General features: G+C 51.7%; 10 protein-coding genes, 1 tRNA gene and 1 pseudogene. 3 read left to right on the forward strand and 9 right to left on the reverse strand.

Annotated elements, in window-relative coordinates; all coding sequences use genetic code 11:
- Positions 1 to 116 precede the first annotated feature (116 nt).
- From fadJ to OOJ59_RS10460, 3 genes are all read right to left on the reverse strand, one after another.
- A complete protein-coding gene (fadJ, locus tag OOJ59_RS10450) occupies positions 117 to 2,264 on the reverse strand; it encodes a fatty acid oxidation complex subunit alpha FadJ (protein ID WP_087857349.1) in 2,148 nt (715 codons plus the stop codon).
- Positions 2,264 to 3,574 carry an acetyl-CoA C-acyltransferase FadI gene (gene fadI / locus OOJ59_RS10455; RefSeq protein ID WP_087857348.1) on the reverse strand — a complete coding sequence of 437 codons (1,311 nt, stop codon included), beginning with the start codon at positions 3,572 to 3,574 and terminating at the stop codon, positions 2,264 to 2,266. Before fadI ends, fadJ begins: the two co-directional genes overlap by 1 nt.
- A 176-nt stretch (positions 3,575 to 3,750) precedes the next feature.
- Entirely contained in the window at positions 3,751 to 4,035 is a 285-nt protein-coding gene (locus tag OOJ59_RS10460; RefSeq protein ID WP_038642389.1) for a YfcZ/YiiS family protein, read from the reverse strand.
- 371 nt (positions 4,036 to 4,406) lie between these two features.
- Here OOJ59_RS10460 and fadL point away from each other — a divergent pair, with 371 nt between their 5' ends.
- The gene (gene fadL / locus OOJ59_RS10465; protein WP_038642391.1) at positions 4,407 to 5,687 is read left to right on the forward strand and encodes a long-chain fatty acid transporter FadL; all 1,281 of its coding nucleotides are present in this window, start codon (positions 4,407 to 4,409) and stop codon (positions 5,685 to 5,687) included.
- Positions 5,688 to 5,749: 62 nt separating this feature from the next.
- On the opposite strand, the gene mlaA is transcribed toward fadL, so the two are convergent.
- Positions 5,750 to 6,505: a phospholipid-binding lipoprotein MlaA gene (mlaA, locus tag OOJ59_RS10470; protein ID WP_038642393.1), complete on the reverse strand. Its 756-nt coding sequence runs from the start codon at positions 6,503 to 6,505 to the stop codon at positions 5,750 to 5,752.
- Between the two features lie 297 nt (positions 6,506 to 6,802).
- Between mlaA and OOJ59_RS10475 the strand changes: the two genes are divergently transcribed.
- Together OOJ59_RS10475 and OOJ59_RS10480 are read left to right on the forward strand one after the other, a co-directional pair.
- A complete protein-coding gene (locus tag OOJ59_RS10475) occupies positions 6,803 to 7,735 on the forward strand; it encodes a formate/nitrite transporter family protein (protein WP_110498802.1) in 933 nt (310 codons plus the stop codon).
- A gap of 75 nt (positions 7,736 to 7,810) precedes the next feature.
- Positions 7,811 to 7,882: transfer RNA gene (locus OOJ59_RS10480), tRNA-Arg, on the forward strand.
- Between the two features lie 430 nt (positions 7,883 to 8,312).
- On the opposite strand, the gene OOJ59_RS10485 is transcribed toward OOJ59_RS10480, so the two are convergent.
- The 5 genes and pseudogenes from OOJ59_RS10485 to tssF form a co-directional block, all read right to left on the reverse strand.
- Positions 8,313 to 8,840, reverse strand: a complete 528-nt coding sequence (locus tag OOJ59_RS10485; protein ID WP_137347704.1) for a hypothetical protein — start codon at positions 8,838 to 8,840, stop codon at positions 8,313 to 8,315.
- Positions 8,841 to 10,531: 1,691 nt separating this feature from the next.
- Positions 10,532 to 12,751, reverse strand: a pseudogene (locus tag OOJ59_RS10490) (type VI secretion system Vgr family protein); the annotation flags it as partial.
- Between the two features lie 4 nt (positions 12,752 to 12,755).
- Positions 12,756 to 13,280, reverse strand: a complete 525-nt coding sequence (tssJ, locus tag OOJ59_RS10495; protein ID WP_160955518.1) for a type VI secretion system lipoprotein TssJ — start codon at positions 13,278 to 13,280, stop codon at positions 12,756 to 12,758.
- 35 nt (positions 13,281 to 13,315) lie between these two features.
- Positions 13,316 to 14,398 (reverse strand): type VI secretion system baseplate subunit TssG, encoded by a 1,083-nt coding sequence (tssG, locus tag OOJ59_RS10500; protein ID WP_150345254.1) that lies wholly within the window; start codon positions 14,396 to 14,398, stop codon positions 13,316 to 13,318.
- A complete protein-coding gene (gene tssF / locus OOJ59_RS10505; protein WP_160955519.1) occupies positions 14,362 to 16,131 on the reverse strand; it encodes a type VI secretion system baseplate subunit TssF in 1,770 nt (589 codons plus the stop codon). Before tssF ends, tssG begins: the two co-directional genes overlap by 37 nt.
- Positions 16,132 to 16,175: the final 44 nt, after the last annotated feature.

Below are 16,175 nucleotides of genomic sequence, written 5' to 3' on the forward strand. Positions count from 1 at the left end.
ATCCATTCACCGAATGAAACGCTGTTTTTTACCTCAACGGCGTAAGTATAGTCAATCTCTGTTTACATTTTGAGCATGAGCCATACATTCAGTGCGGATTCATCCTACCTTTGACCTCATGAATTCAGGTCAGTTTCCCTACTATTCCAGAATCTTTCACCGCGTTCCGCCATCAGCAATAACTGCTCACACGGCGTAAACCGCGAGCCATATTGTGTTGATAGCCGTTGCAGAACCGCAACTACTTCACCCGCGCCGAGGGAATCCATATACCGGAACGGGCCGCCGAGGAATGGCGGAAAACCAATACCAAATACAGCGCCGATATCGCCATCACGGGCGCTGCGGACGACCTTCTCGTCGAAACAGCGAGCTGCTTCATTGAGCATTAACATGACACACCGCTCAGCAATTTGCGTGGCGGTGAGTCGAGCCTGGCCCTGAGCGCCAATAAGCGTATAAATTGCAGGGTCGACCTGTTTTTTGCTTTTACGCCCTTTCGCCCCATAAAGATAGAAACCACGACCATTTTTTCTACCTTTGCGATCGTCATTCAAAATTGAAGCAACAACATTTGCAGGCGCGCTAAAACGTTCTCCATACGCCGCTTCAAGCACAGGTATAATTTTAGTGCCCGTATCAATTCCGACCTCATCCAAAAGTTGGATTGGCCCAACCGGAAAACCAAACTTAACCAGCGCGGCGTCAATGGCTTCAACCCGCTCGCCTTCGGTTAACAGGCGTATAGCTTCATTGATGTAAGGCGCTAAAATGCGGTTAACGTAAAATCCGGCCTTATCTCTGACGACTATCGGTGTTTTACCCTGTTTTTTCGCCAACTTGACGGTTGTTGCAATAGTTTGCTCAGAGGTCGTTGCATGCGGAATGACCTCAACCAGCGGCATTTTTTCCACCGGGCTAAAAAAGTGCAAACCAATCACTTGTTCAGGTCTGGCAGCCTTAGCCGCAATATCACTAATTGGTAAAGATGAGGTGTTGGAAGCAAAAATAGTGTGAGGTGCGCAATTTTGTTCAACTTCTGCCACCATCTGTTGTTTTAACGCCAGATCTTCGAACACGGCTTCAATAACCAGATCGCGATGCGCAAAACCGCGATAATCGGTAGATCCAGAAATTAACGCCAGCTGTTTATCGCGCTCGCTGGCTTTGATATGACGGCGACGAACTTTCGTTTCAAGCTGATCCCAACTGTACTTCAGCGCGTGGTTGATTCCCTTAGCAGTAATATCCTTGATACGTACTGGCAAGCCACCTTTACAGGCCGTCACATAGGCGATACCTCCGCCCATCAGACCGCCACCCAGAATGCCGACACTGTTTAGCGGACCGGGCTTTGCATCACTACCTGGATCCTTTTTCACGTCGGTATTGGCAAAAAAGATGTGCCGCAGCGCCTGAGACTGGGGTGTCATCGCCAATTCCCCAAATGCGCGGGCTTCTGCGTCATAACCGCTACTGCTTCCCTGGGCAAGGCCGGTTTCAATGACCTCAAGGATACGTTCCGTCGCGGGATAATTTCCCTGCGTTTTTTGCGCCGTCTTTTTACTGGCCATACGGAATAGCAGCGCTCGCCCCAGCGGCCCCGCTAATACCCGCTCACGTACGGGCAGACTCCGATGTGAGGAACTGTCTTTTTTAGCCAGTTCAACGGCAGCTTCCAGCAATATGGACTGCGGCACGACTTCATCCACCAGCCCCACTTTAAGCGCCTGTTTTGCGCGCAATTGTTTCCCTGTGAGGATCATATCCAACGCAGTACTGACGCCAATAAGGCGTGGCAAGCGTTGCGTGCCGCCGGAGCCGGGCAACAGACCAAGCTGGACTTCCGGCAAACCCAGTACGGTTTTAGCATCATCGGTACAAATACGGTTATGGCAGGCCAGCGCCATCTCCAGGCCACCACCCAGACATGCGCCATGAATCGCGGCGATAACCGGGATCGGCAACGCATGGATTTCCGCCATAATCTGCTGCCCCTGGCGGGCCAGCGTTTCGGCTTCCTGCGCGCTGCGGCAGCTACCAATCATGTTGATATCTGCTCCGGCGATAAAATTATCGGGTTTCGCTGAAATGAACACCACACCGCGCAGCGCTTTGTTGTCGCGAATTTGTTTCAGGATGGCCCGAACCTGAGAAGCAAACTCCGCTTTCAGGGTATTCATTTTCTCTCCGGGCACATCAATAGTGACAACAGCAATGTTATCCAGACGCACGTTTAGCGTAAAAGCCGATGTCATTTCCATTATTCCGCCTCCAGAACCATTGCCGCCCCCAAACCACCTGCCGCACAGGCGGTGACTAAACCAAAGCCGCCGCCACGCCGGCGTAATTCATTGAGGGTTTGCGTGATCATTCGCGCACCGGTAGCAGCGAAAGGATGTCCATAGGCAATAGACCCACCCAGCACGTTAAATTTACTGTCATCAACCTCGCCAGTGGCATGTGCCCTACCCAACACTTCGCGGGCAAAACGTTCGCTGCCCAGCAACTGAAGATTCGCCAGCGTTTGTGCGGCAAAGGCTTCATGCATATCGATCAAGGTTAAATCCGTCATCGTCAGTCCAGCTCGCTCCAGCGCAAGCGGTGTTGACCACGCCGGTCCCAGCAGCATGTCCTGCCAGACATCAATTGCGGTGAAAGCATAGCTGCGTAAATACCCCAGCGGCACCAGTCCCAGCTCTTTCGCACGCGACTCCGTCATCAATATCACGGCGGCTGCGCCGTCCGTCAGCGGGGTACTGTTCGCCGCAGTAACGGTGCCGTGCTTTCGGTCAAACGCCGGACGCAGTTTGGCGTAATCGGCCAGCGTAGAGTTGCCGCGAATATTGTTATCTTCGGAAAGAGGATCTTTAAACGGTGGCGCGTAGGTGGTCATCACCTCATCGGCGAGCTTTCCTTCAGCCCATGCCTGAGCGGCACGTTGGTGAGAACGATGCGCCAGGGCGTCCTGCTGCTCGCGCGTAATGCCATAGGTTTTCGCCATTTGCTCGGCCGTATCCCCCATGCGCAAGCCGGTGGAATATTCAGCGACAGCGGGGGGTACAGGCATCAGGTCACGTAAACGCAGCCGGGAAAACAGTTTCAGGCGTTGCCCTGTTGTGCGGGCTTTATTGACATCCACCAGCACGCGCGCCAGCTTTTTGCTGACGCCAATCGGCAGGACAGACGACGAGTCCGCCCCGCCGGCAATTCCGGCGCGAATTGTCCCCGCCATCAGGCTTTCCGCGACATTCACTACTGCCTGGAAACTGGTAGCGCAGGCTCGGCTTACGCTGTAGGCATCCGTGTGCACATTCATACCGGTTCCCAGTACGATTTCACGAGCAATATTGGGGGCTTCAGGCATTTGTACCACCTGGCCAAAGACCAGTTGCTCGATCACATCAGCGGGTATTTCGCTACGCGCCAGCAGTTCACCAACAACCATTTTCCCCAAATCTACGGCGGGAATGCCATGAAATGCGGTTGCCTGACGGGCAAATGGCGTACGCAATCCGCTTACAATGGCGATGCGATCGCCCTGGCGGGTAACCAGCGGTAAAGCCTGACTCATAACACTCCCCTGTAAAAAATAAAAATAAGTGGTCTGACCTGATCACAGTCTTAACCAATTTTTTACATTTAGCCAAGCGGAGAGAAAAGAAAGTGGGAGCTAAGACACAGTGAATAATCACTGACTGTTACGAAAATACCCTTGCTACCAGGCAGCAAGGGTATAAAGAGAAGGGATTAACGCAGGCCCAACTGGAAAATCAGCGTTTCAGCTTCACAAGCAAAAACAAAGTCAATATCCAGACGCACACCATCTGATTCTTCGGTAAAGGTAGAGGTGATTTGGCAAGGCTCAGATTCCACGCCACGCGCCTTTTCAGTCAGAGCGGCCAGCGTTTCTTCTGCCTCTGCGCGATTCGCGAACACACGGCTGTATGACGCGGTGCAATCGGAGTTGTCCATGATGGTGCCAACATCCATACAGCAGCAAACCGGGGTTTCATCAGCACTGCATTTACTCATTGTAGATTTCCTCTGTATTCGCACCTGAGGTGCCAGATAAACGATAGGGATATTTTACGCTCCCCTCTTTCGCCTCTCCAGTCGTTAATTGTATGAAATGCGATAAGTGACCGAAATCACACTTAAAAATGATCTAAAACAAAAATCACCCAAACAGGTGAGTGCGCATACCCGCAATTTTGCCAGCTGGATCGCGTTTCCGAGATCAGAATTGAAAATATTTATAAACATACTTGCAACATTTCAGCTGGTCAGACCTATACTCTCGGCACTGGTCTGATTTCTATGTCGTACCTCAGACCCTACACTTCGCGCTCCTGTTACGGTATGTAACATTGTTTGTATAAAAATAAATCTATGAGGTTATGGTCATGAGCCAGAAAACCCTGTTTACAAAGTCTGCTCTCGCAGTCGCAGTGGCAATTATCTCCACACAGGCCTGGTCTGCAGGCTTTCAGTTAAACGAATTTTCTTCCTCTGGCCTTGGCCGGGCATATTCGGGTGAAGGCGCTATTGCAGATGATGCAGGTAACGCCAGTCGTAACCCGGCACTGATTATGATGTTCGATCGCCCCACTTTTTCTGCGGGCGCGGTGTATATCGATCCAGACGTTAATATTTCCGGTAAATCGCCATTCACCGGACGTAGCACCGACGCAGATAACATCGCCCCTACAGCGTGGGTTCCCAACGCTCACTTCGTGATGCCTATCAACGAGCAGTTTGGTTGGGGGGCTTCTGTCACCTCAAACTATGGTCTGGCAACCGAGTTTAATGACAGCTATATCGTCGGTGAGTACGGTGGGAAGACTGATCTTAAAACGGTCAACCTTAACCTGAGCGGTGCCTACCGTCTGAATGACAGCTGGAGCTTTGGTGTTGGTTTTAATGCCGTTTACGCCGATGCTAAAATTGAGCGTTATTCCGGTGAGCAGACCGCCGCACTGCCGAAAGTAAGCCAGAAGATCGCCAGCCTGAAGGGTGACGAATGGGGCTACGGCTGGAACGCCGGTATTTTGTACGAGCTGGATAAAAATAACCGTTACGGCTTGACCTACCGCTCTGAAGTTAAAATCGACTTCGATGGTGATTACAAAAGCGGTATTCGTTCCCAGGCCAATGCGTTACCTGGCGCAGGCACCGCGTTCCCATGGGGCACAACCAATGCCACCGTCCCGGGTTCTTTGACGCTGAACCTGCCGGAAATGTGGGAACTGTCGGGCTATAACCGCATCGCTCCGCAATGGGCTATTCACTACAGCATGGCTTATACCAGTTGGAGCCAGTTCCAGGAGCTGAAAGCAACCGGCACCAACGGCCAGACGCTGTTCTATAAAGAAGAAGGCTTTAAGGATTCTTACCGCATCGCGCTGGGCACGACCTACTATATGGATAAAAGCTGGACCTTCCGTACCGGTATCGCCTATGACGACAGCCCGGTTCCTGCAAGCAAGCGTTCCATCTCCATTCCAGACCAGGACCGCCTGTGGCTGAGCGCGGGTACGACTTACGCATTCAATGATGACGCATCTATTGATGTTGGTGTTTCTTATATGCACGGTCAGAAAGTGACCGTCAAAGAAGGCCCGTATACTTTCGATTCTGAAGGTAAAGCCTGGCTGTTCGGTACCAACTTCAACTACGCATTCTGATTTTCTGCAGACATTAAAAAAGGTGAGCTTTTTTAGCTCACCTTTTTATTTGCCTCAATTCCTTACTCGGAATCAATATCTTTTAAATCATCCTGAATGGCTTTCGCGTTCGGGTTTTCTTCTGGTTTAAGTTTCCCGCCGTTCGCGATGAAGTCATGACGCTGGAAGTAGGCTTCACGTACCATGATGTAAGGGTCGGAAGACTGACGCAGCAGACCGTCGGAATCAAGCAGCTGTGCGCGGGTTTCAATCCCTTCGACTGTCCATTTACCTATCGACAACGGCCAGGTCAGCCAGGACAGTACCGGATACAGCGTATCCACCATATCGCCACCATCATCGCGCAGCGTGAAGCTACCGTAGAACGGAAGCTGCATATACGGTCCGTAACCCACGTCATAGTGGCCTAACGTACTGCCAAAGCGGTGTGGTTCAACGCGCTGTAGCTTCGGATTCGCCATACCCGCCACATCGATAAAGCCGCCCATACCCAACAAGGTGTTCAGGAAGAAACGGGTAAAATGCACCATCCCCTGATAAGGATCGCCTTGCAGGAAATAGTTGACCATGACGGCCGGCTCTTCAAGGTTGCCCGTAAAGTTGCTCAAACCATTACGCGCCGGCTGCGGGACATAATCACGCCAGGCTACTGCTACCGGTCGAACAACATAGGGATCTAGAACATTAAAGTTAAAGTTGTACATTGTGCGGTTGAACCCTTCAAATGGATCCGAACGCCCCTGCTGTTCAGTACCGGAGCTCGCACACCCCACCAAAAGTGTGGTTCCCAGCGCAAGCGCCGACAGGCGAAGCTTCATAAGTGTCTCCCTGTGTAATATGGCTATCGCTGATTGCCATCCATGACGGAACGATGACGTATCCGCCTGTTAAGATGTGAGCGATTGTAACAGCACGTCAAACGATGTCTATATACCCGGTCTTACTGATTTGATCATAGCCTGGTTATGCACACTACGCGGCGGTTCTATTTTAGCTAACCCGATAAAAACAAACGTTACCATTTTTGCTATCTCAGACTTTCTCCCGCTGATTTTCGGATAAAAACCGCTACGCTTTAGCAATACGTGCTTATGCAGGATTCGGCTATGAATGATATTGAGAAAGAAAAAATTGATCGGCACAGCGACGAAATCCAGGTCGAAAGTGATGAAAAGTTAGAAGGTAAAAAGATAGAGGTCGATGAGGACAGACTCCCCTCGCGCGCCATGGCGATTCATGAACATATCCGCCAGGATGGGGAGAAAGAGATGGAACGCGATGCGATGGCGCTGCTGTGGTCGGCCATCGCTGCCGGGCTGTCGATGGGCGCCTCGTTACTGGCAAAAGGGATTTTCCACGTGCAGTTAGAAAGCGTGCCAGGTGGATTTCTACTCGAGAACCTTGGTTATACCTTCGGGTTTATCATCGTCATCATGGCCCGCCAACAGCTTTTTACCGAAAATACCGTCACTGCCGTACTACCGGTTATGCAAAATCCTACCCTCGGCAATTTTGGTCTGCTAATGCGCCTGTGGGGTGTAGTTTTACTGGGTAATATTATCGGTACCGGCATTGCGGCGTGGGCCTTTGAATATATGCCGATTTTTGATGAAGAGACCCGCGACGCCTTTGTCAAAATCGGTATGGACGTGATGAAAAACAGCCCAACAGAGATGTTTTCTAACGCGATTATTTCTGGCTGGCTGATTGCTACAATGGTCTGGATGTTCCCTGCGGCCGGTGCGGCGAAGATTGTGGTCATTATTCTGATGACCTGGTTGATTGCGCTGGGCGATACCACGCATATCGTCGTCGGCTCGGTGGAAATTCTCTATCTGGTCTTTAATGGTACGCTGCACTGGAGTGATTTCTTCTGGCCCTTTGCGTTACCGACACTCGCCGGAAATATCTGCGGCGGTACGTTTATCTTTGCGCTGATGAGCCACGCGCAGATCCGCAATGATATGAGCAACAAACGCAAGGAAGAAGCCAGGCAGCAAGCAAAACGCGAAGAATCGAAACAGAAAAACCAGAAAAAACAGGCTTGAATGGTGACTGTTTGAGCAGTCAGGCGGCTTGAGACTTACCGTTGAGGGTAAAAAACGCTATACTCGTGCCGCTTCGTCCCCTTAGTTAAATGGATATAACGAGCCCCTCCTAAGGGCTAGTTGCAGGTTCGATTCCTGCAGGGGACATTCCGAACGCTTACATCCCCTGCTAAATAATCCTACGAACCCCGTACCACGCAAGGCTTAGGGCCGAAATCAGTATCCCACCATTTCCAGCCGATAGCTTTCGCAGCCACGAACAAAAGTATCTCTTTTCATTACTCTCACACAGTCAGAACGTCGGGAGAGATATCTATGCCTTAACTAATATTCAGATTAAAAATGCAGCTCCCGACGAGACGGACTACACCCTTTCAGATGGGTCAGGATTATTCATTATCATAAAACCTCAAGGTTCCAGGCTCTGACGCTTTCGTTACCGACAGGATCAACTGTTCTTTTTTGCTGACGATATAGCTCGGTAACTCCCCATGAAAACTGCTGGTAAGCAGTTTATAAAGAGAAGGTGAATTTCTGCGCGTGTAGACTTCGTTTTTCTGTTATGGATATGATAAATTCATTTCATCCCATCAGCCGCAGAAGTAATGTGCGCCTCCTGTTCAAGACTTGCGATTAAAGAGGCCCATATTGCTGTAATGTATTCATTTAGCATCGCATCATTTAATGGTTCTTCCGCACACTGGTTCTGAGCACAGAGATTCTCAATATAAAAGTCCAGTGAACGATAAAAATCTCCGACATTATATTCCAACGCAAATGCCAGCAGGTAACAGGCGCTAATCATTGCATATTGAGCAAATGTTCCTTCTTTAGCAGGGAAAGTGTCCGTATCAGGAACTCTCCTTATACAGGCATCCCGTAAATGGCATAAGGATGAAGCAGGCAATCCAGAAGCCGAAGCTAATTTCAACGCATTAATCATATTTTCATAAAACGGGAGAAGCTTCTCATCATAAATACCATCAAAGTGCGCGACACAATTACTTAGATCACGCAAAACTAAAACACCCAGCATTAACTTTCGGTGAAAATCGAGTTTCTCGATATCTTCAGCATACTTACCAAAATAGTGATTGCTATACATTTCAACTTCCTGACTATGTGATGATTCGTTAAGAGTAAGTTACCGTGTCGGCTTACAATAATAGCACTGAGAGACATTGCCTCTTTCTATTCTGGTAACGGGCGCCCTGTCGCGTTCCATGCACTGATAAAATCGTTAATATTAAAATCGATTTCTTCCTCTTCCAGCACATCCAGTATGTCATGGTAAGAATGTTGACTCATACCGGGTTCCTGAAGCCAGCGAAGTAATCCTTGCTGATTAAGGCCCTCCGATGCTACGCGAATTTCACTTCGCAATGAAGACTGCATGTGCGCACGCGTGGTGTGACTGAGCCCCTGCCGCAAAGCTGCTCGTTTACCTGAGGTCGTAGGTATGGCGTAGTCAGTATTCTTTTGTTTAGACTCTTTTATCCACTGACTTATCTTGGTTTTTGAAGTTTTGAGTTTGTTTGCAATTTCATTCTGGCTAATCCCCTCCAGGGACATTGCTAATGCCTTAGCTTTCCTTGGATCACCTGCTTTACGTTTTTTCTGTTTCTCCACCCAGATTTTATGTTCTGGCCATGAAACCATAGTGCTTTTATTAATTCCGGTCTGCCTCCCAATATCGGTGAGAGATAAATCACCTTCGACTAAAAGGCGTCTTGCTTTGGCTACATTATTTGCTTTTGTCGAAGATTCTGCCTTCATGGTTTTAGCGAACTGGCGTTCTTCCTCGGTATAAGACTTTCCGGTGCGTTGGCCTTTGCTAAGTTTATGTGAAAAAGGCCGACTGGTGGTGACATGATGCTTCAGCATCTTATGCTCGCATTCAAGACAAACATCCCGGGAGGGTTCAATGTGTTTTATTTTGCTGACCTTATTAACCAAAACGGCCTCGGCATGCCCGGCATCTTCCACAACAGTGATACGATGACTACGTGCCCAGATTTTTAATTTCTGACAAACAGGATAGCTACTTGATGAAAGGTAATATTGATTGTTGTTATCCACCCCAATTGCTGTTGTTGTGCAGTCCCGAACAAAGGGATCCAGTTCGTCAATAGCAGAACTCAATAAGGCTTTCATTTTTATCTGAACAGATTGAACAGCATTACACTCCTTGCCGACCACCTGTTTTATTGTCGCAATTTGCTTCATCAGTACATTTTCTCTTTCAGAGACTGAGGCAGCAACATCATTTGTTTTTAAATTCTTAAGATCATGCTTCCAGTTATGCAATGTTCTTTCGGCAACCTGAGTCTCTTTTGCAATGGCTCTCACCGACCGCTTTTCAAGCAAGAGTTTCTTCGCTTTTTCTTTATCCTGTATCCTGGTTTCTTTTTGTTTCTCAGGCCTCCGGGCGCGATATTCGTCCATACGCCGCAAAGTGCCCGTTGGAATACCGGTTTTCCTTGATATCACGACAAGATCTTTATGGGTAACGATATCTTTATCACACATAAGTTGAGCGGCTTGTTGTCTCCCCTGGGTTTTCTCTGCTTTGGCCTGATTTTGTTCTTCTATAATTTTTCGGTAGATGGGCCATTTAGCGATACGGGAGCGAGGAATCCCGGTTTTCTGCTCAATAAGTCGGGCAGCTACGTTTAGTTTCACCAGACGTTCAGCCCACTGAGTATCGGTTTCTCCTGGTTTGCGTAATAACATGTCGCTGCTGATTTTTTCGTCCGATACTGCTGCTGGCAACGCTACTGGATGTTGCTCCAGAGTCGCGCTGCCAGCCGCCATCGTTTTTTTTACCTTACGCTGATAGGTTGCAGTCGTACCGTATTCAACCTTTCCAGCATCAAGCCGCAGGTAGCTGCCGCAGCCAATTAATGTAATTCGCTTCTTCCCGGTAATGGAAATATCACTTGCCGAACCCAGAGTCAGCTTCTTCTCTGCAAACAAGCTCATGCTGGCATTTTGCGCCTGTACTTCTACTGGCCCCTCGCCGGATTTCAGGCTCAGTTGTCCGCTCCGGGTAAACACCCCCAGCTTATCCCCGGCTAGCGCTGTCATATTGCCCATCGCTCCGACACTGATATCACCTCCTGCGTTGACAGCAACATTCTTCGCGGCTGTCATTTGCAGATGCTCCCCGCTGGTCAGAGTCACTCCTTCAGGCGCCGAGAAAAGCACGGCTTCATTGAGCGGTTTCAGTCGTTGCTCAAACATCTGTATCTGGTTGTCGATATCCGCCTTCAGGGACTGCGCCTGCTCTGCCGCCATTCCCAGCTGTTGCAGATGCTGATTAAGCTGACCGATTTCCTTCAGCGCGGCGTCCCTGTCCAGCGCGTCACCCTGCGCCTTTGCCTGTGCATCCGCACTGACAAACAGCCCCTTCCCGGCGCGTATCGTTCCCCACTCATCGGTACGCAGCTCAGCTCCTGTGCCGCGAAGTTGCCGCTGGCTGTCCACCAGGTGCCCGCTGTTGAGCTGCGTCCTGCCATACTCCGTGGCGAGCTTGATGTGCTCCTCACCGCGCTTGTCTTCCATGCGTAATTTTGAGTTGGCCGGTGTCCGGAGGATGTTCCGGGTGTGATTGTCCCGGTTCACGAGGTCGGGATGTTCGGAATCGTGCAGCGCATATGCTATGTACGGCAGGTCAATATCACCGTTGCTGTACGCTATCGCCACTTCTGTCCCGTCAGTGAGCGGCGTATGCCAGCCCAGCGTTTCACCGGCAGTCGGCTTCGCCATTCGCAGCCACAAATAGCCGTAACCTGGCTCCGTATTTTCACGGTCGAAGTCCAGCTTCACCCGATAGCGCCCCTGATCATCCATATGGGCGTAAATGTCATTTTTTTCCCGGCTTTCAATTCGGGCCGGAAGCGTGCCGTGAATTTCCGGACGCGGGATTTCCGCCGGGCGAAAACAGTAACGCTCAGTGTAAGGCATTCCCCAGACAGACACGTGCAGACGGGAATCACGAGCCCCCTCGAAGGTCACCAGGGTGAGGATCATACCTTCTTTCAGGTCGGCTATCACATTCCCCTGCGGCTCGAGTACCTGCCCAGGGGTGAGTTGGGCAGCGTTGCTGTACAGGTGGATGCGGGCTGATTTGTTGAGCTCCCGCTCGTGGTGGATGCGGGCATAAAAGGCGCCGGATTCGGTCTCCGGCTCCGGACTGGTGTCATCACCCGCGTCACGGTAAGGCGCTGCGTAGCGGTAATGCTCCCCGGTGGTGACAGCATCACTGCGCACGCTGACCGCCGCATCCATCGGCGTGGAAGCCTTGCTGTAGTTGTAGTCACGTGTCTTGACCTTACCGGTGACCACTTTATGCGTAGTACGAAAATCCCATACCGACTCTTCGGCGCTGTCATTCAAACCGGACGGTTCGCTATAGGGCAGGCGCACACCAAACCGGTAGCCAAGCTGGCTGTCAGCAAAAACGTACGTATCCAATGCACGGGCGTTATCCATCTCCGTGCGCCAGTATATCCCTACCTCAGAAAGAATACGCTGGATGAACTGCAAATCGCTTTCCCGCCATTGAGTTATCAGACGCCTATCCGGGTAGCCTCGTTCCAGCTGAAACTCGAAATCGGCCCCTTCCAGCCCATGTTCGCGAAGCACCTGTTCTACCACCTCCGGTACCGACTGGAACCGAAACAGGCGACACTGCCGGGTTTCCGACAGCAACGCCAGGCGGGAACTGAGTGTGAGACTGTAGTGAGACTGGTCTTCTGAGGTGGAGAGCCATTCCAGGTGGGTTACTATTCCATGGACATTTTTACCGCCACGCATCAGCAACGTCGCATATTTCATCAGTACCTGTTCCGGGGGAATGTTCTCCTGCGGTGTGGTGAATGCAATCTCCCACGAAAACGGCTCGCTCAGAGCTTCCCTGCCGCGAAAACGCAGAACATCCGGCTTTACCGGGCTGTCATTGATCATCAGGATATAGCGGTTTTGTCCGTCAAAAAGCGCTGGCCAGTTATCCATCACGTCACTCCTTTACCGGCACGAGGCTGAGCCAGCCATCACCCAGTTCAATCTTACGGGGTTTGTCCGGGTCGAGCTCGTCACGGGTCAGCACCAGGCGCCAACGATTCTCCTTCTGATCCGGTCGATTAAACAGCCCCACCACCGCCACGAAGTGAGCGTCTTCATCCATAGGCATATTGAGCGTCACGCTGCCTTTGGGCATTATCAGCAGCTCTTTCGCCGCCAGCACATCCTCTTTAAGTACCGTATCGGCCTGGCGCAGCAACGTCTGGTAATCGGCGGCTTCAACCGCTTTACGATCCCTGAGTTGATAGACTCGCACCATTGTCGCCAGCGGCGTCTGTGCGCCATCGGCGTTTACGGCCGTGCGCGGAGTAAAATCCAGATGCAGCGTTTTAATTTTCTTGTAGAAGATGGAATTCGTGATGCTGACCGTACCGTCCGTGACGGTCTGCGTCAGACCGCAGCCAGCGAGCAGGCTACAGGCAATAAGTGTCAGCGCCCGCCAGCGGGTTACTGTTGTCATTCAAAAGTTCCTTTTGTGAGAGAGGGAGTACGTAATTATTCGAAGCGGTAATGTCCGTCTTCAGCGGGCGGGAGCGCAGAACATTGCAACCCTTCATAGCAGCCCAGACTGACGGTGAGACTCTCCCGGCTATTGCTGAATTTGCCTGCTTTCAGGCCCAGCAAACCGGTACGGCCCAATTGGATACGCCTGCCTTTGCCAAGTCGCGGCTCAGGCAACAACCGCACGGGTACGGTGAGGCTCAGTCGGGCATCGCTACGGTAGCCGAGATAGACACGCAGCAGGACCAGCAAATCGGTATGGAGGACACCTCCGGGTAACCAACCTTCCGCCTCATCCGGGTCCGCTGTCTCCAGCGTCACCAGCACACGACTACATGATTCCTTTGCCGTTTTACCCAGCGTGGCCCGCTGCGAAAGACGGACGCAGTTTTCGGTGCCCAGCCCACTGCGATTTTCGATATGGACCTTAACCGGATCGGGTTCGGTGATGAATGCCCGGGTATTCGGTGCCAGCAGGCTTACCAGGGCCCGGATACCTTCGGCATTGCGTGTGGGCAAACGCATGGTGCCCAGAAGGGCCAGGAAACGGGAAACCGGTGTCGCCACCTGTTCCGCCGTGCCTGGTATACCGAGTCCCACCAGCCCCAGCAGACACTGTGATGTGGCATCGCGGCCACCCGCCTCGAACGTCGCCGGATACGCGTATTTTCGCCAAATCCGGTAATACTGCGTGGTGATGCGGTGGCTGAAAATATCCAGAAATGAGGTGACCGCCTCGTGTCCTTCGCGGCGCTGCGCAATATCATCCAGCCAGGACGTCGGCAGAGGGGAGTCCACCCCATACATCCCGAGAAATGTCGTGCGGACCGTTGGGGGTAATGTCGGATGGTCTTCGTCGGTCTCCACCGCTTTGAGGGTACTGACCGGGAAACCCATACCAGGCCAGGGTCTGAATCGTACCGGATCATCGCCCGGATGGCTGGTGGCGCCCAGTTTTGGCGCGTCCGGATTTTCCTGTTCCAGCAACTGGCAGAAACGATAGAAATTGGCCCGCCAGATGTCTTTGTTAAGGGCCAGCGTCAGCCCGGTACGTGCTGGCTGTGATTCTCGTGCCATCTCAGTCGTTTTCCTGTCGGCTGCAGTACCAGCGTGAGCTGGTTAAAAAGGTGAATATCGGCATAGAGCGCGAAGAACCGGTGCAGCATCTCGCCGAAGAGATTTACATCGCCCTCGCCTGCAAAATTATCCATGTTCAGCGTGACCTCTATGTCCACGCCCCGAAGCATAAAGCCCTTCTCAAAACGGCGGATCAGGGTGTGCTTCACGGCAACAATTGCTTCAAGCCGACGTCGGTTCATTTCATCGTCGGTCCAGTCATAGAGCGCCAGCGTGCCCCGCAGAACCTCCGGATTGTCCATCATGCTGAGGAAGTTTGAACCAAGGTGGCTCATCACCCGCCAGTGAAAACGGTCGTTTGCCGGGGGATATAGCGGCATCGTCGGTGCTGTGACGTTCAGTACCCTGACGGGCACTTTGCCGGTTTTGACCACTCTGTCCAGGAGCGTACTTTCCAGCGCTTTGCGCGGAAGCTGGCCGTTGGTGCCAGTTATTCGCATCGAGAGGGATTCTGATTTTTCGGACAGTTGCTCCAGCTCGAATGAACGTCCCCCGAGAATTAGCCAGGTGTCATACAGGCCAGAGGGGCCGCGTTTCACGCGGGTGTGGTAATAACGTTCAGGGGCATCGTGGCGCATCATACCGCCCCGGTGCCGGAAACTGGTGAACGGTACATAGGGGTGTTTACCATTCTTCACCGCACCGTGGATGTTATCGACGCTGTAAATCTCGGTGTGACCATCCTGAAGACGCAGCGGCCTGAGCAGGTATTCGTTATCCAGCGGATCAAGTGTCAGCGGATCGGCTTCGAGGGTAAAAAGATTGATGACCGGGGCACAGTGCAGCCGGAAGTTTTCTGTCTCAAAAGGCAGATCGGATGGCCAGGCTTCACTGAGCACAATGTCGATTTCAAACCAGGTGCTGGCCGCATTGAGCCCGATGGCGTCGAGGCCGCGCAGCTCAACGAACATAAACTTTGGACGGAAGCTGAAATATTCAAGCAGTAGTTGGTAACCACTGAAGGCAGTATCGGCTTTCTTCCACAGGCCATCATTGTCATCAAAACCCATGGGTTTGCACCAGCCATCAAACTGATAACGTTCAGTATGCGTCCCGGCATGACGGGCATACATTGCATGTACACGCCGGGTCATTGCCAGATGCAGCGCAGAGCTAACCGGACTCTCTGCGTTAAGAAAAATGGCGACTTTGTCTACCCCGGCTTTACTCCAGTCCACTTTTTCAGGGCATTCGAAGCGCAGACGGATAGCAGAGCGGCCATCGGTTTCAGTATGGAGGCGAGCATCTGCAAGGTGCAGTGGTTGTAGCGGCACATCGCGGGTCGTCCGGTACTGACAGGCGGTTCTATGCGGCCCGACAGGACGTGACAAAACGGAGAAGCCTTCCGCCAGCATTTCAACCTGACGCAGACTACGCCAGTCAGGAGAGAACTCGACGATGGCCAGCGACGGGATAGTCCGCATATAATGCGGCCACAGCAGACTTACCAGCCCTTCGGTCATTTCCGGCAGATCATCATCCAGCTTTTCACGCAGACGGCCTATCAGGAAGGCAAAGCCTTCAAACAGACGTTCCACATAGGGATCGCGGGCGCCGGGTTTATCCAGATTAAGCATTGCTGCCCGATCCGGATGGGCTCGGGCAAACTCTTTACCCGCCTCACGCAGGTAACGCATCTCTGCTTCGTAATAGCGCAGGGTCAAATCATCCATGCACGGCATTCCTGAAAATTTTTAAATAGAAAATTAGCCACAGA

The organism is Citrobacter sp. W9, assembly GCF_026719375.1.
Classification (GTDB): domain Bacteria; phylum Pseudomonadota; class Gammaproteobacteria; order Enterobacterales; family Enterobacteriaceae; genus Citrobacter; species Citrobacter werkmanii.

Excerpts from the sequence above, each read along its gene's own strand:
- tssJ (WP_160955518.1), bottom strand. The coding sequence starts at position 13,280 with ATGACAACAGTAACCCGCTGGCGGGCGCTGACACTTATTGCCTGTAGC.
- OOJ59_RS10485 (WP_137347704.1), bottom strand. The coding sequence starts at position 8,840 with ATGTATAGCAATCACTATTTTGGTAAGTATGCTGAAGATATCGAGAAA.
- fadI (WP_087857348.1), bottom strand. The coding sequence starts at position 3,574 with ATGAGTCAGGCTTTACCGCTGGTTACCCGCCAGGGCGATCGCATCGCC.
- OOJ59_RS10460 (WP_038642389.1), bottom strand. The coding sequence starts at position 4,035 with ATGAGTAAATGCAGTGCTGATGAAACCCCGGTTTGCTGCTGTATGGAT.
- tssG (WP_150345254.1), bottom strand. The coding sequence starts at position 14,398 with ATGGCACGAGAATCACAGCCAGCACGTACCGGGCTGACGCTGGCCCTT.
- tssF (WP_160955519.1), bottom strand. The coding sequence starts at position 16,131 with ATGGATGATTTGACCCTGCGCTATTACGAAGCAGAGATGCGTTACCTG.
- fadL (WP_038642391.1), top strand. The coding sequence starts at position 4,407 with ATGAGCCAGAAAACCCTGTTTACAAAGTCTGCTCTCGCAGTCGCAGTG.
- mlaA (WP_038642393.1), bottom strand. The coding sequence starts at position 6,505 with ATGAAGCTTCGCCTGTCGGCGCTTGCGCTGGGAACCACACTTTTGGTG.
- fadJ (WP_087857349.1), bottom strand. The coding sequence starts at position 2,264 with ATGGAAATGACATCGGCTTTTACGCTAAACGTGCGTCTGGATAACATT.